At 38.9% G+C, this 15,104-nt stretch carries 15 protein-coding genes; 8 read left to right on the top strand and 7 right to left on the bottom strand.

The window, feature by feature from the left end; translation table 11 throughout:
- Positions 1-267: 267 nt before the first annotated feature.
- The 7 genes from thrS to D017_RS09870 all read left to right on the top strand — a co-directional run bounded on the left by thrS (position 268) and on the right by D017_RS09870 (position 6,365).
- The gene (gene thrS / locus D017_RS09900) at positions 268-2,214 is read left to right on the top strand and encodes a threonine--tRNA ligase (RefSeq protein ID WP_035336290.1); all 1,947 of its coding nucleotides are present in this window, start codon (positions 268-270) and stop codon (positions 2,212-2,214) included.
- Positions 2,215-2,273: 59 nt separating this feature from the next.
- Entirely contained in the window at positions 2,274-2,786 is a 513-nt protein-coding gene (gene infC, locus D017_RS09895) for a translation initiation factor IF-3 (RefSeq protein WP_262485449.1), read from the top strand.
- Between the two features lie 118 nt (positions 2,787-2,904).
- Positions 2,905-3,102: a 50S ribosomal protein L35 gene (gene rpmI, locus D017_RS09890; RefSeq protein ID WP_013751600.1), complete on the top strand. Its 198-nt coding sequence runs from the start codon at positions 2,905-2,907 to the stop codon at positions 3,100-3,102.
- A 119-nt stretch (positions 3,103-3,221) separates the two neighbouring features.
- A complete protein-coding gene (gene rplT / locus D017_RS09885) occupies positions 3,222-3,566 on the top strand; it encodes a 50S ribosomal protein L20 (RefSeq protein ID WP_013751599.1) in 345 nt (114 codons plus the stop codon).
- Positions 3,567-3,793: 227 nt separating this feature from the next.
- Positions 3,794-4,477, top strand: a complete 684-nt coding sequence (locus D017_RS09880) for an ATP-binding cassette domain-containing protein (RefSeq protein ID WP_035336288.1) — start codon at positions 3,794-3,796, stop codon at positions 4,475-4,477.
- A gap of 84 nt (positions 4,478-4,561) precedes the next feature.
- Positions 4,562-5,440, top strand: a complete 879-nt coding sequence (locus D017_RS09875) for a glycosyltransferase (protein WP_035336287.1) — start codon at positions 4,562-4,564, stop codon at positions 5,438-5,440.
- Entirely contained in the window at positions 5,433-6,365 is a 933-nt protein-coding gene (locus D017_RS09870) for a glycosyltransferase family 2 protein (RefSeq protein WP_035336286.1), read from the top strand. The genes D017_RS09875 and D017_RS09870 overlap by 8 nt, the downstream gene beginning before the upstream one ends.
- Here D017_RS09870 and D017_RS09865 read toward each other — a convergent pair.
- Positions 6,354-6,743, bottom strand: coding sequence for an FdtA/QdtA family cupin domain-containing protein (locus D017_RS09865; protein WP_035336285.1), 390 nt, complete (start codon positions 6,741-6,743; stop codon positions 6,354-6,356). The two genes, D017_RS09870 and D017_RS09865, sit on opposite strands and share 12 nt — an antisense overlap.
- Entirely contained in the window at positions 6,740-7,819 is a 1,080-nt protein-coding gene (locus D017_RS09860) for a glycosyltransferase (RefSeq protein ID WP_035336284.1), read from the bottom strand. The genes D017_RS09865 and D017_RS09860 overlap by 4 nt, the downstream gene beginning before the upstream one ends.
- Positions 7,820-7,851: 32 nt before the next feature.
- Here D017_RS09860 and D017_RS09855 point away from each other — a divergent pair, with 32 nt between their 5' ends.
- On the top strand, positions 7,852-8,988 hold the full coding sequence (locus D017_RS09855; RefSeq protein ID WP_035336283.1) for a glycosyltransferase: 1,137 nt from the start codon (positions 7,852-7,854) through the stop codon (positions 8,986-8,988).
- On the opposite strand, the gene D017_RS09850 is transcribed toward D017_RS09855, so the two are convergent.
- The 5 genes from D017_RS09850 to typA form a co-directional block, all read right to left on the bottom strand.
- Positions 8,989-9,519 carry a DapH/DapD/GlmU-related protein gene (locus tag D017_RS09850; RefSeq protein ID WP_035336282.1) on the bottom strand — a complete coding sequence of 177 codons (531 nt, stop codon included), beginning with the start codon at positions 9,517-9,519 and terminating at the stop codon, positions 8,989-8,991. It abuts the gene before it with no gap.
- The gene (locus D017_RS09845) at positions 9,512-10,792 is read right to left on the bottom strand and encodes an O-antigen translocase (RefSeq protein ID WP_035336281.1); all 1,281 of its coding nucleotides are present in this window, start codon (positions 10,790-10,792) and stop codon (positions 9,512-9,514) included. The genes D017_RS09850 and D017_RS09845 overlap by 8 nt, the downstream gene beginning before the upstream one ends.
- Positions 10,786-11,892: a DegT/DnrJ/EryC1/StrS family aminotransferase gene (locus tag D017_RS09840; RefSeq protein ID WP_035336280.1), complete on the bottom strand. Its 1,107-nt coding sequence runs from the start codon at positions 11,890-11,892 to the stop codon at positions 10,786-10,788. The genes D017_RS09845 and D017_RS09840 overlap by 7 nt, the downstream gene beginning before the upstream one ends.
- Positions 11,889-12,890 carry a GNAT family N-acetyltransferase gene (locus D017_RS09835; protein ID WP_225969296.1) on the bottom strand — a complete coding sequence of 334 codons (1,002 nt, stop codon included), beginning with the start codon at positions 12,888-12,890 and terminating at the stop codon, positions 11,889-11,891. Before D017_RS09835 ends, D017_RS09840 begins: the two co-directional genes overlap by 4 nt.
- A 125-nt stretch (positions 12,891-13,015) precedes the next feature.
- A complete protein-coding gene (typA, locus tag D017_RS09830) occupies positions 13,016-14,812 on the bottom strand; it encodes a translational GTPase TypA (RefSeq protein ID WP_035336278.1) in 1,797 nt (598 codons plus the stop codon).
- Between the last annotated feature and the right edge of the window lie 292 nt (positions 14,813-15,104).

Below are 15,104 nucleotides of genomic sequence, written 5' to 3'. Positions count from 1 at the left end.
AAACGCTTACCGTGAAGCGGGTGGCAAAGATACACCGAAGTTCTAATCTGACAAGAATATTCTTGAGAAAATTTTAATTTATCTCAGAATCAAACATTACAAATCACCAAAAAGCCTCTAATTCCATGAAAACAAAGAAGTTATTATTCTTAACATTTTCGCGAAAGCGTACATGCAACACACCTTAATATATAGTCAAACAGAACGCAATATGTATTGTAAACAATCACTGAAGATACTATCTTTGCTCCTTTAAACAATCGAACTATGATCAATATCACTTTGCCAGATGGCAATGTAAAACAGATGGACAATGGAGCTACTCCTATGGACGTCGCAAAAAGCATCAGTGAAGGACTGGCGCGCAATGTAATTTCGGCAAAATTTAATGGGCAAACGGTTGAAACCTCTACCCCACTTACCGAAGATGGTTCGATCACGCTTTTTACCTGGAATGATGATGAAGGAAAGACAGCTTTTCGTCACTCTTCTTCTCACGTACTCGCACAGGCAATTTTAAAATTATACCCTGGAGCAAAGCTTACTATAGGACCAGCTATTGAAAATGGATTCTATTATGATGTTGACTTAGGTGACCAGACTATATCTGACAAAGATTTTAAGAAGATAGAAGATAAGATGCTCGAGATTGCTCGTGGAAAGCATGATTTTAAAATGCGATCTGTAACAAAGCAAGAGGCTCTTGATAAATATAAAGGCGAAGGAAACGAGTTTAAGGTAGAACTCATTGAAAATCTAGAAGATGGTACAATCACCTTCTGTGATCATGATGACTTTACAGATCTATGTCGCGGCGGCCACATTCCTAACACAGGAATTATAAAAGCTGTAAAGATTATGAGCGTTGCTGGCGCATACTGGCGCGGCGACGAAAATAAGCCGCAACTTACTCGCGTTTATGGAACATCTTTCCCAAAACAAAAAGACCTTAAACAATATCTTGAACTTATAGAAGAAGCAAAGAAGCGCGACCACAGAAAGCTAGGTAAAGAACTAGAATTATTTACCTTCTCACAGCGCGTAGGCCAAGGCCTTCCGTTATGGCTACCTAAAGGAGCTGCCCTACGCGAGCGTCTTGAAAACTTCCTTAAGGATGCACAGAAAAAGCAAGGTTATGAGATGGTCGTATCTCCTCATATAGGTCAAAAAGAACTTTATGAAACATCAGGCCATTATGCCAAATACGGAGCAGATAGCTTCCAGCCTATAGAAACACCTAACGAGGGAGAAGAGTTCTTACTTAAACCTATGAACTGCCCTCATCACTGTGAGATATACAATAGCCGCCCATGGAGTTATAAAGAGCTACCTAAACGTTTTGCCGAATTTGGCACCGTGTATCGTTACGAGCAATCAGGAGAACTTCACGGATTAACACGTGTACGCGGCTTCACTCAAGATGACGCCCATATATTCTGTACTCCAAATCAATTGGATGAAGAGTTTATGAAAGTAATAGACTTAGTACTATATGTTTTTGGATCTTTAGGTTTTGAAAACTTTACAGCACAAGTTTCTTTACGTGACCCAGAAAAGCCGGAAAAATATATAGGAGCCGATGAAAACTGGATAAAAGCAGAAAATGCTATCCTTAATGCTGCCAAAGCTAAGGGACTCAATTATGTTGTTGAGACTGGCGAAGCAGCTTTTTACGGGCCTAAACTTGATTTTATGGTTAAGGATGCGCTAGGTCGTAGCTGGCAACTGGGTACTATCCAAGTAGATTACAACTTACCAGAACGTTTTGAACTACAGTATAAAGGCAGTGATAATGAGATGCACCGCCCAGTGATGATACACCGCGCACCCTTTGGAAGCATGGAGCGTTTTATCGCAATTTTACTAGAACACACTGGAGGTAATTTCCCACTTTGGTTAATGCCACAACAAGTTAGTATTTTGACATTGAGTGAGAAATACGAGAAATATGCTCAGAATGTTTTAACTTTGCTTGAAAATCACGAAATTCGCGCACTTATAGATAACCGTGGGGAGACTATGGGTAAAAAAATTCGGGAAGCAGAGATGCAAAAACTTCCGTTTATGATTATCATAGGAGAGCAAGAAGAAAATGATGGCACAATATCTGTAAGAAGACATGGTGGTGAGGATTTAGGCAGTATGACTATAGACGCTTTCGCGAAAATGGTAAATGCCGAGATAGCATCCACAATAAAAACATTTGAAGTTTAATTTAAAATAGAAACGCCATAGCAATACGTAGAAAAAGATCGAGAGGTCCTGCAAGGATCATTAAGGAAGACCAACACAAAATCAACCAAAAGATACGTGCCAAAGAAGTACGCCTTGTGGGAGATAACGTGGAAGTAGGGATTTACCCTATCCAAAAAGCACAAGCACTAGCAGCAGAATTAGAGCTAGATCTTGTAGAGATATCACCTAATGCTGCACCGCCAGTTTGTAAAATTATAGACTATAAAAAGTTTGTATATGAGCAAAAGAAGCGCGAGAAGATAATGAAGGCAAAAGCCTCAAAAGTGATTATCAAAGAAATACGTTTTGGTCCGCAAACAGACGATCACGATTACGAATTTAAAAAGAAGCATGCAGAGAAGTTCCTTAAAGAAGGAGCAAAACTTAAAGCATATGTTTTCTTTAAAGGTCGTTCTATCATCTATAAGGATCAAGGAGAGATACTACTTTTAAGGCTAGCTCAAGAGCTAGAAGAATTAGGAAAAGTAGAACAACTCCCGAGACTAGAAGGAAAGCGTATGACAATGTTCATCGCTCCTAAGAAAAAATAAGCTTGCTAGCAAGCATAAGTTGCTAGTGTATAGCAGCTAGACATAAAACCCTCCTACTCTTTTGAGTCAGGAGGGTTTAGTAAGAAAATAAGTGAGATAATTTAAAAAATAGGAACAGATGCCTAAAATGAAAACAAAATCCAGTGCTAAGAAGCGTTTCAAGCTTACCGGAACTGGTAAAATCAAAAGAAAGCACGCTTTTAAGAGTCACATTTTGACTAAAAAATCTAAAAAGCGTAAGCTTGCGTTGACGCATGACGGCCTTGTGCACGATGCAGATACGAGTAATGTTAAATTGATGCTTAATCTTAAGTAATCCGTTTAACCGGTTAAAACAAATATTTTTAAACCCTGGAGTATGGCCTTCTCTCCGCTTAAGAGAGAGAACAAAAGAGTATACAGCGTGTACCGCCTGCTACAAAAACACATTAAATTATGCCTAGATCAGTAAATTCAGTTGCTAAAAGAGCCCGTAGAAAAAAGGTGATGAAGCAAGCCAAAGGTTACTTTGGAAGACGTAAAAACGTTTGGACAGTAGCTAAAAATGCAGTAGACAAAGCAATGTCTTATGCATATAGAGACCGTCGTCAGAATAAAAGAAATTTCCGTTCATTATGGATTACTCGTATTAACGCGGGTGCTCGTATGCACGGTATGTCTTATTCTCAGTTTATGGGGAAAGTAAAAGCAAATGGAATCGAGCTTAACCGTAAGGTGCTTGCAGACCTTGCTATGAACCACCCAGAAGCGTTTGAAGCAGTAATCAATAAAGTAAAATAAGGCGCGAGCCTCATTTAATAATACATCTCACTTATTAAAAAGTCCTGCTCATCGAGCAGGACTTTTTGTTTTAAACCACTTTTTAAATTTACTAATGTTACTGGGTAATTCCATTTTCGCGCAAGCGGGTTTGACAAAATATAAACAGATTTTATAAAAATTTTTATACTTAGCCATAAAACACTTTCATCTAAATTCCGTTTCTTTGAGTGTAATAACAAAACCCTATGTCTGCACCAGTTCTCGAACTTTCACACGCCGCAATTTACCAACGAGAAAACCTCATTCTCTCTGAAGTAAATGTTACTATAGAGCCAGGTGACTTTGTGTACCTCATAGGTAAAACGGGTTCTGGAAAAAGTAGTTTTATGAAAACGCTTTACGGTGACCTCCCACTTACAGAGGGTAAAGGAAACATAGTAGGCGTAGACCTTAACGGACTTAAAGAAAAGAATATTCCTTTCTTACGTCGTAAGCTGGGCGTTGTTTTTCAAGATTTTAAATTGCTTAATGACCGTACGGTAATAGATAATTTAAAATTTGTACTCAAGGCTACCGGCTGGAAAGATAAAACAGCTATGGAGGCAAAAATAGATGCCGTTCTGGATAAAGTAGGGATGAAAAGTAAAGGTTTTAAATATCCTTACCAGCTATCTGGCGGTGAGCAGCAACGTATCGCCATTGCTCGTGCTTTGCTCAATGACCCAGAACTTATTCTGGCAGATGAGCCTACAGGTAATCTAGATCCACAAACGAGTGTAGAGGTGATGGAAGTATTGCAGGAGATTAATAAAAACGGCAATACCATTCTTATGGCAACACACGACTATGCGCTTTTACTTAAATACCCTTCTAAGACATTAAAGTGTGATGGTAACAAGGTTTTTGAGGTTGTACAAAAGACAGTATAATCTTTTTATCAAGACAAGCTACCGGCTACCGTTTTTATAAGCGTAGGCATACATCATCTTAATATTGTATTTTCGTTTGCAGGTATGCTTTCCATTCTTATCCCGACATATAATACAGACATTACTGCACTTGTCACATCACTTCTTGATCAGACACGAGAGGCAGGAGTAGTCTATGAACTTATTTTTTGTGAGGATGCCTCAACTTTATACCAAGAACAAAATAGTGCACTCACCGCACAACCCAACGTATGCGCACTTATAAATAAAACCAACCTAGGAAGAACAGCCACGCGGTCAAAGCTTGCCAAAAACGCACAGTATGACTGGCTTCTCTTTCTTGATGCAGATGTTCTCATTGAGAATAACCAATTTATCAAAAACTACCTGACGGCCATACCAAGTGACGACTCTATCATAGTAGGTGGTACTTCATATGTAGACATACCACCAAAAAATAAAGAGCTACGCTGGAAATACGGTATAAAACGAGAAGCAAAAAGTGATGAAATACGAATGGAAAACCCATCGTATATTATATCTCAAAATATACTTGTAAAAAAAGAAGTATTCTTAAGTCTAAACATTGTAGAGAGCAGGCGCTACGGACTTGACAATATATTCTCTTACCAGATTTATCATCAAAAAATTACTGTTTTACACATAGATAATCCTATTGTACATACCGGTCTTGAAGAGAATTTGATATTTCTAGACAAGTCAATACAGGCTATTGACACACTCATATATTATGAGCATAACGGGAGTATAAGCCGAGACTTCACATCATTACAACAAGCGTATCAAAAATTAAGAAAACTCCGTCTAGACATTGTATACCCTACAATTTTCAGCCTCTTTAAATTAGGCATACAAAACAACATCGTGAGTAATAGACCTTCGTTATTTCTATTTGACTTATTCAGGCTCAACTACTATATAAAAAGTCGAAAAAATGCCTAAATTCTCTGTGGTCATTACGGTATATAACAAAGCCTCTTTTGTAGAGGAGACCATAGAGAGTGTACTAAAGCAAAGCATTCAAGACTTTGAAATTATAGTAGTAAACGATGGCTCTACAGATGGTAGTGATGTTATCATAAAATCTATAGCCTCAGAAAAGATTACATATCTCCCGCTTGCAGAAAATGTAGGAGCAGGTGCTGCACGCAACATAGGTATAAAATCTGCCAGAGGATCGTTTATCGCACTGCTAGATGGTGATGATTTATGGGTTCCCTCCTACCTAGCAGAAATCACAGCTCTTATTAATGTATATCCCGAGCACTACGTATTTGCAACAGCCGTACTTAAAGAACATAAAAACTCAACAAGACCTAACAGTTATAGCTTTGAAAATCCAGATAACAAACCTTTTCTAGACCTTGATTACTTTACAAGCAGTTATAAAAACACACTTCTTACAAGCAGCTCAACAGTTTTTCACCGTTCTGTATGTGAGGATGTAGGCTATTTTAATGAAAAGATAAAAAGCGGTCAAGATACCGACTTGTGGATACGCATAGGTTTACAATACAGAATAGCCTTTAGCACGAAAGCGTGTGCAACCTATCGCTATGCGCCACAAAGCCTTTATAAAGGGACTCGCTCTGTAAAAGATAGACCAGACTATCTAGCATATTTAGAAGAAGAAAAAACAAACAACGGACTCAAAAGATTCATAGATCTCAATAGGTACTCGCTCATCATAAGAGCGCGACTTTGGGGTCAAGAGAAAGAAGTAAACACCTATCTAGAGCATCTTGATATAAATAACCTTAATAATAAACAACGATTTTTATTAAGTCTACCCACCTACGCCTTACGTCTTGCTTTTAAGAGTCAAAGCTTGCTTGAAAGAGCTGGACTCAAACTCTCAGCTTTTTAGAGACTTGTAAGTCTCATAGTTACGTATATAATCATCTTCATCATACTCGTGAGATGCCAGCACGAGACATACTGCTCCAGAAGAAAAGTTTTCTAACTCTCGCCAAATATTTACATCTATAAGCAAGCCTTGATTAGGCTTATTAAGCATTACACGCTCCTTTTCTTTTCCATTATCAAGCACTACTTCAAAACTCCCACTTACAGCAATGAGCAACTCCTTACACTCCTTATGAGCGTGACCTCCTCTATATGCTCCACTAGGCACATCGTGAAGATAATAAACACGCTTTATAGCATAAGGTAACACCTCTTTTTCTATCACGGCTAGATTACCTCTAGGATCTGTAATTCTTGGTATTTCTATAAGGTTTTTCATAAGCTATCTAGTAATTTTTTCCAGTCTAGAGCAATGTGTTCTGCTGCTAGATGTTTTACACTTTTTTGCGCATTTTTTTGACATCTACTGGCAAGCTCGCCATCCAGCACAAATGTGCGAATGGCGGTACTTAAAGCCACCTCATCATAATTTGCTAATAGTATACCGTTTATACCGTTTTGCACAATTTCTTTTGGTCCTGAGTCACAATCCACACTTATAACCGGAGTACCTAGTGCTAGTGACTCTACAAGTACCATTGGGAAGCCTTCGTAATGACTAGTGAGTAAGGTGCACAAGGCTCGCTCCACTACAGGCGCGGGATTAGATTGATGCCCTATAAAGATGACTTTATCATTTATTCCCAGAGATTTTGAGAGTGTTGCTAGCTTTTTGGCATCTGGACCATCCCCCATAATCACTAGAGGTAGTTTTAAGTTTGCTTTCGCGAAAGCGGAAATCATCAAACTAAAGTTCTTCACATCATCTACCAGTCGTCCATATCCTAAAAGATACGTCTCTGGAAGGCTTACATTGCTCTCGCCAAAAGTCATTTTTGGGATAGGATTATACATCTGGTGAATATGCTTAAAGCCGTATTTCGCTTTAATTTTTGCAGCAATACTTTTTGAAACTCCTACAAAGTGACTCTTACCATAAAACCATTTTGCAAGCATATCTGGTGCTGGAAAATATGTTTCTAATCGAGCACTTCGCACCATATAAAGTACCCTTTGGGCTTTATAAATGTACTTTGTATATACCCATTCTTTTAAGGCAGAAGATCGAGACCTGCTATCTATAATAAGATCAAACTGCTCATTATGTAAGTAATTCTTTAATCTTTTGAGGTGCTTATACTTTGTAATTAGGCCGTCGTCCTCACGCTTATCTGCTCCTAGATTAAATAATGTTCCTTCATAGGGATAAGAAACTCCATCTCTTATACAGATGATGTGTACCGTATGCCCAAGACATGTGAGTACTTGTGATAAAAATGCCGTAGACCGCTCTGCTCCACCCCCAGATAGGGAGATTGTAACAAGTGCAATTTTTTTATGAGTATCTTTCGGCAACAGAAGGAGTTTTTGTTTACCAAATATAATCAATGCGCATCTTACTCGTAGGCGAATACAGCCGACTTCATAATTCTCTCAAAGAAGGTCTCACCGCATTAGGTCACGAGGTTACCCTTGTGGGTTCTGGCGATGGTTTTAAAAAGTTTCCCGTAGACATCACACTAGAAAGAGGTTATACCTCTGGCTGGAAAAAGAAGCTAAAACTGAGCATTCTTAAATTAACCGGCATTGATATTTCAGAAAAATCACTGCGTAACCACTTTACAAAATTAAAACCTCAACTTTCTGGTTATGACGTGGTGCAACTTATTAATGAATCTAGTTTTAACACCACGCCGTCATTAGAACTTGAGATAGCCCAGTATCTCAAAACGCATAATAAAAAACTCTTTCTCCTCTCTTGCGGTACAGATCACATAAGTGTTACCCACGCTTTTACAGACGAGTTGCCATACACAATTGCCACACCCTATAAGGAAGGTAAACTCACAAAAACATCGTTTGCCCCAGCGCTCAAGTACCTAGCACCCGCTTATAAAAAATTACACACGGCACTATATAAGCTTGTAGATGGTGTGATTGCTACAGATCTTGATTATCATTTCCCTCTTAAAATTCATCGTTTATACAAAGGGCTCATCCCAAACCCTATTAACATAGATAAGATACCTAAGCAGGAGATTGCATTTACGTATCCTATTACCATCTTTCACGGGATTAATAGAAATAACTATTACAAAAAAGGAAATGACCTTTTTGAACAGGCGCTTGCTATTATAAGCAAGAAATACAACGAGAAGGTAAACATCATCACCACAGAAAATCTACCGTATGATGAATATATTACCGCTTATAATAAAGCACATATTGTGCTAGATCAAGTTTATGCCCACGATCAAGGTTACAATGCGCTGGAGTCTATGGCAAAAGGTAAGGTGGTCTTTACTGGTGCTGGCACACATTTTAAAGCGCAATATCAATTAGATAAAACGGTGGCAATAGATGCGACACCAGATGTAAATGAAATTGTGGCAAATCTAGAAAAGCTCATAGCGTCACCTGCGCTTCTTGAAGAGATAAGTGAGAACGCACATCACTTTATAAAAACCCATCACCACTACACAAAAGTCGCCCAGCAATATCTTAAGACCTGGCAAGCTACATAACTAAGAGAATGTAACTCCCGCAGCTACCGATGATGTCACAACACTTCCAGCAGCAATCACGGCATTATCACCTATTGACACGCCTTTCCAGATGCTCACGTTATTACCTATAAATACATTTTCACCTATCGTTACTGCGGCACTTGGTCCAGCATCGCTTCGGCGTCTGGTGGGGTCAAGACTGTGAAAATTACAATTATAAATTGAGCAATTAAGCCCTATTGTTGTATCATCTCCTATCACTATCGTTCCCTCATTTGCTATGGCACAAAAATTATTATTTATCGCAACGTTGTTCCCAAAAACAATCTCACTTCCCTCCTTTCTTGCCTCGATATAAGCATAGGTATTATAAAATGACGGAGAATTAATGACACCTATTTGTACGCTTTCGCGAAAGCGTATCACACCCTTCCCATTAAGTTGTGCGGGTTGAAAAAGCATAGGTTTACCGTCTACATAGGTAGTCTGTGAGAGCAACTTGTACTTCCAGATTCTAAATGATTGCAATATGTTACCTAGGCTACTCATTCGTTTTTGTAAAAAGCGGTTCCCGAAAGATAAACAGTAATACCAATAAATGCATAAAATAACTTAAACAATGTCCCATTGTAGCACCCTCTGCACCAAAATTTTGCACAAAGTATATTCCAGAAGTATAGATTATAACAAGGGAGATCACCTCGGTAATGAGGAATAATTTGAGATTGTTTTTGGCAATAATTTGGTATCCTATCACTAGTGAGGCAACCTTAAAAAAATCTCCTAGCAACTGCCATTTAAACAATGAGGTCATAGGCATAAAATCTTCAGTAAATAATAACTGAACTATAAATGAACGCAAAAAATAAATAAGCAACAACCCGAGCCCAAATAGGGGCAAGATGGTTTTGTAAAACCCAAAAATCTCTTTTCTAAAAGCACTGCTTGTGGTGGCTTTTGATAATTGAGGCAAAATATATAGGGTCATTAATGTCGCTACAAACTTAAAATAGTAGTCTGACACGCGCGTCATAGCATCCCAGTAACCAGCTCCCTCTCCTATCTCTCGGCGTATCGCGATATATACAAGCGGTAACACAATCATAGAGAATAAGGCCATAAGCGTGTAAGACCCTAGTTTACGCAGAGCGCCTGTGTCAAATTTTGAGAATGAGACATTTTTCAATACGCTACCTTCTTTTCCTAAAGCAACTAGGGTAATCACTAGTATCACCGCTGGACTGACAACTAGCGCAACTAGTGCTCCTTGTACCCCATAGTATATGATGCCTAAGATGGTTATGGCAAGACCTATCAGGTTAGAAAAGATTTGAATCTTCACCACCTTCTTATAGGCCGACTGTCCATTAATAACAGCTAGCAAAATTCCGTTAAGGGTTATAAACGGTAGTGCTATTGCCAGCCATTTAAACACATATGTGTACTGTACCCCATCGCCAAAAATCTGGGTATTAAAATAAGCAGCACCTACATATAAAATCGTCGAAACAATTATAGTAGCGATCAAACTCACGATGACAGCAGTAGACAATAACTTTGATAATGGATGACGCTCCTCATCACCTGTGGCAACATACTTTACTATACCGTTAGACAAACCTAGATTACCGGCCGCTTGCGTGGTGGTCATAAAATTGCGCAAATAACCTAGCAATGCCATACCTCGTTCTCCCAAGTAAATAGCGATAAGCTTTGACGTGATAAGACCTCCCAGTATTTGTAAGCCCACACTTATTGCATTAAAAGAAGTAATCTTAAGTAAAAGATTATTTGCAATACCGCTACGTAGTTTACCTAGCATTTAAAGTCGTTTATGGCTTTTATAATCTGGGTAATCGCCGTTTTAGTAAGTGATGGACTAATAGGCAAACTCAGCACCTCACTATGCAACTGCTCGCAAACCGGTAAGGACATAGATGCAAGCTCTTGTAAAGCCTCTTGCTTGTGTGGAGGCACAGGATAATGTATAATCGTTGCGATACCATTTGCCTTGAGATGTTCTTGTAACGCATCCCTCTGTGCACAGCACACTACAAATAGATGCCAGACGTGATCCTTACCCTCAGACCATTGTGGCAAAATAATATGTTCATTATTTATCCCTTCAAGATATTGCTTTGCAATCGCAATACGCTTACTGTTCTGCGTGTCTAGATCTCTAAGTTTTATTCTCAAAAAGGCAGCCTGCAGTTCGTCGAGGCGGCTATTTACTCCAGTATATTGTGCGACATAACGCTCTTTAAAACCGTAGTTTCTATATTTTTCTACAATTTCGGCTAGCGCTTTGTCATTTGTGGTGATTGCTCCCGCATCACCTAGAGCACCTAGATTTTTTGTGGGGTAAAAGCTATGACCGCTCGCATCTGCCAGAGAGCCACTGCGCTTACCAGAAGCTGTAATTGCCCCGTGTGATTGTGCACAATCTGTAACGGTGAGTAGGTTGTACGCTTTCGCGAAAGCGTTAACCCTATCCATATCTGTAAGTCTGCCATACAAATGTGTAGGCATAATCACTCTTGTCTTTAAAGTGATCTTCTGTTCTAAATCGCTATAATCAAAGTTGAATGTGTCAAGATTTGCCTCAACAAGTACAGGTATTAGGCCCGCTTGTTTAACACCAATAATGGTTGCGATATAGGTGTTACTCGCAACAAGCACCTCATCGCCCACTTGTAGTTTACCTAGTATTTTATAGCCTTCTAGAATGAGTCTCAAGGCGTCAAGACCATTTGCTGTACCTATACAAAATTGAGTGCCACAGTAAGCCGCGTACTCTTTTTGAAAAGCAGTCACCTCGTTGCCCAGAATGTACCATCCCTTCTCTAAAAAAGAATCGAACTTATTTTTAAGCTCCTTTTCATAAGGTGCGTTTATCTCTTTTAAGTCTAAAAATGGAATCATATCAAGACATCTTTAAGTAGTGAATGATTCTGCACGGCAACTTTATAGAATTTGTGAACGTGGGTACGTGCTCCAAAACATTCTTTCCAGTAAGATAAGCCCCTATTAAGTTTTGTGCCGCCCTCTTCGTTTGAAATACCAAAATCAAAATAGTCTTTATGTGCAAAGGTTTCCTCTATGAGTTCATAAAACAAGAAGTCAAGCGTTCCTAACTCCTGCTTATTCTCTCCCGCCGAAATATATTGAACGTGTGCCGTGGTTTTAGTCTCGAATATAGTCGCTCCTCCTACTATCGTATTATTATGGTAGACATTAAACTGCCTTATGTTTTCTGGAAAAGAAGCTTGTAGCTTTTTTATTTCCTCTAGGGTATGTGTGGGTTGTGATTGATGTTTTTCCTTTAGATTAGGTACGAGTATCTCGTTCCAAAAGTTGTCAAAACCTACTTCCTCTTTAATAACCAGACCTGCTCTTTCTCCCTTTTTTACTCCTTCCATACGATTAGATTGTATGGATAATTTATTCCTGTAATTTATCACAGACGCAGTATCTACCCGGTAACAGCTTGCACTGAGTAGTTGTACGATATACTCAAACTCATCACTGGGCATCACCGCATAAAACGTGGGAAGTTGTTTTAGATATAAAGATATGAAGCCTTGCTGCTGCGCATACTTTAATATTTCTTGAGTAATTGCTATGACATCTTGTAGTTTTTGCTTTCGCGAAAGCAAAATACCACCATACGTTAATCCCTGATGACTGTATAGATCATTTCCGTCTGCATTTGCCGGAAGGAGTGCTACAAGTTTTTCACCCTTGTAAACCAGCAGCGAGTAATCTGTAAACCTATCGCTGTGATACTCCATAAAGGAACGGTCGTGTAGAAAGGTCGCATTTTTTGCCTGTGCTACAAATTTGTTCCAGCGCTGGACATCTGCGGATTGATATTTTTTTACAGTATAGATGGTTTGGTTGCGAGTTTTAGGATATTTCAATAAAAGTAAAACTATTTTTAATTCTATAGGATATGGTAAGAGATTAAATTACGCTTTCGCGAAAGCGCATAAAAAAACCCCACTCTCATAGAGCGGGGTTTATGATTTCTAAGAATATTAAATCCTTAAGCAATCTTGTTACGCTTACGGTCTACTTCTTTTAAGTAAATCTTACGTAGTCTTAAGTGATTAGGAGTTACCTCTACATACTCATCTTTCTGAATATATTCTAGTGCTTCCTCTAGTGAGAACTTAATTGCAGGTACAATCTTAGCCTTATCATCTGCTCCAGAAGAACGTACGTTAGACTGCTTCTTTGCTTTTGTGATATTGATATTCATATCATCCTGACGAGAGTTTTCACCTATTACTTGACCTTCATAGATATCTTCACCTGGTGATACGAAAAACTTACCACGATCTTGAAGTTTATCTATAGAGTAAGGGATAGCTGTACCGTTTTCCATAGATACAAGTGATCCAGAAATACGTCCAGGGATATCACCTTTAAAAGGCTGGTATTCTTTAAAGCGGTGTGCCATAATAGCTTCTCCAGCAGTTGCAGTAAGAAGTTGGTTACGTAATCCTATAATACCACGTGATGGGATTAAGAATTCTATAATCATACGCTCACCTTTTGCTTCCATAGAAAGCATCTCACCTTTACGCATTGTTACAAACTCTACTGCACGACCAGAAACATTTTCTGGAAGGTCAATAGTAAGCTCTTCTACCGGCTCACATTTTACACCGTCTATTTCTTTTATAATTACTTGAGGCTGTCCTATCTGTAATTCATACCCCTCGCGACGCATTGTCTCGATAAGTACAGAAAGGTGCATTACCCCACGACCATATACTAAGAACTTATCTGCACTATCTGTATCGTTTACACGTAGGGCAAGGTTCTTTTCTAGTTCTTTAGTAAGACGATCTTTAATGTGACGTGATGTTACAAACTTTCCGTCTTTTCCAAAGAAAGGAGAATCGTTAATAGAGAATAACATACTCATTGTAGGCTCATCAATATCAATCGTTGCAAGACCTTCTGGGTTTTCAAAATCTGCTACAGTATCACCTATCTCAAATCCTTCAAGACCTACAATCGCACAGATATCACCTGCTTGTACTGTCTCTACTTTAATACGACCTAAACCGTCAAAAGTATGAAGTTCTTTAATACGAGTTTTCTTAATAGTACCATCGCGCTTTACAAGAGATACTTGCATACCTTCTTTAAGCTCACCACGGTTAAGACGTCCTATTGCGATACGACCTGTAAAAGAAGAGAAGTCTAGAGATGTGATAAGCATCTGCGTGTTTCCTTCTTTAGTTTCTGGTACTGGTATGTGCTCCATAACCATTTCTAATAATGGCTCGATAGAGTCTGTTTCCTTCTGCCAGTCGTCAGACATCCAGTTATTTTTTGCACTTCCGTATACTGTAGGGAAGTCTAGTTGCCACTCTTCGGCACCTAGTTCAAACATAAGGTCAAAAACCTTCTCGTGTACTTCCTCTGGAGTACAGTTTTCTTTATCTACTTTATTTACAACCACACAAGGCTTAAGACCAAGGTCTATTGCCTTCTGTAATACAAAACGTGTTTGTGGCATAGGTCCTTCAAAGGCATCTACAAGTAGACACACACCATCTGCCATATTTAATACACGCTCTACCTCTCCACCAAAATCGGCGTGACCAGGAGTATCAATGATATTAATCTTAGTACCCTTGTAGGTTACAGAAACGTTTTTTGAAGTAATAGTAATCCCGCGCTCACGCTCCAGGTCATTGTTATCTAATATAAGCTCACCTTTAGACTCATTTTCTCTAAAAAGCTCACAGTGATACATAATTTTGTCTACCAGGGTTGTTTTACCGTGGTCTACGTGGGCGATAATCGCGATATTCCTTATGTCCATAATAGGTTGTATTAATGCCGTGTTTTTGGCGGTGCAAAAATAGCTATAATTAATTAATTTATTTGCTATTACATTAATAGATATACATTAACGCAATTTCAAACGTTGTAAATCTCATTTTTATCGTTCTATAACCCACAGTTATGAAGTTGTTTTGGCACTTTTGGGCGTTCCTCTACGAGGCAGGCTATACGCTCATACTCCTCGTCGCTACACAAGTGTCGTCCCTCCACTTGCTGCACTCCTGTGGGGTAACCGCTGCTATCCTTAACGCAAAAAAATGAAGGCACAA

It is taken from the genome of Dokdonia sp. PRO95 (genome assembly GCF_000355805.1).
Lineage (GTDB): Bacteria > Bacteroidota > Bacteroidia > Flavobacteriales > Flavobacteriaceae > Dokdonia.
This window is presented reverse-complemented; position numbering and strand designations above follow the sequence as displayed.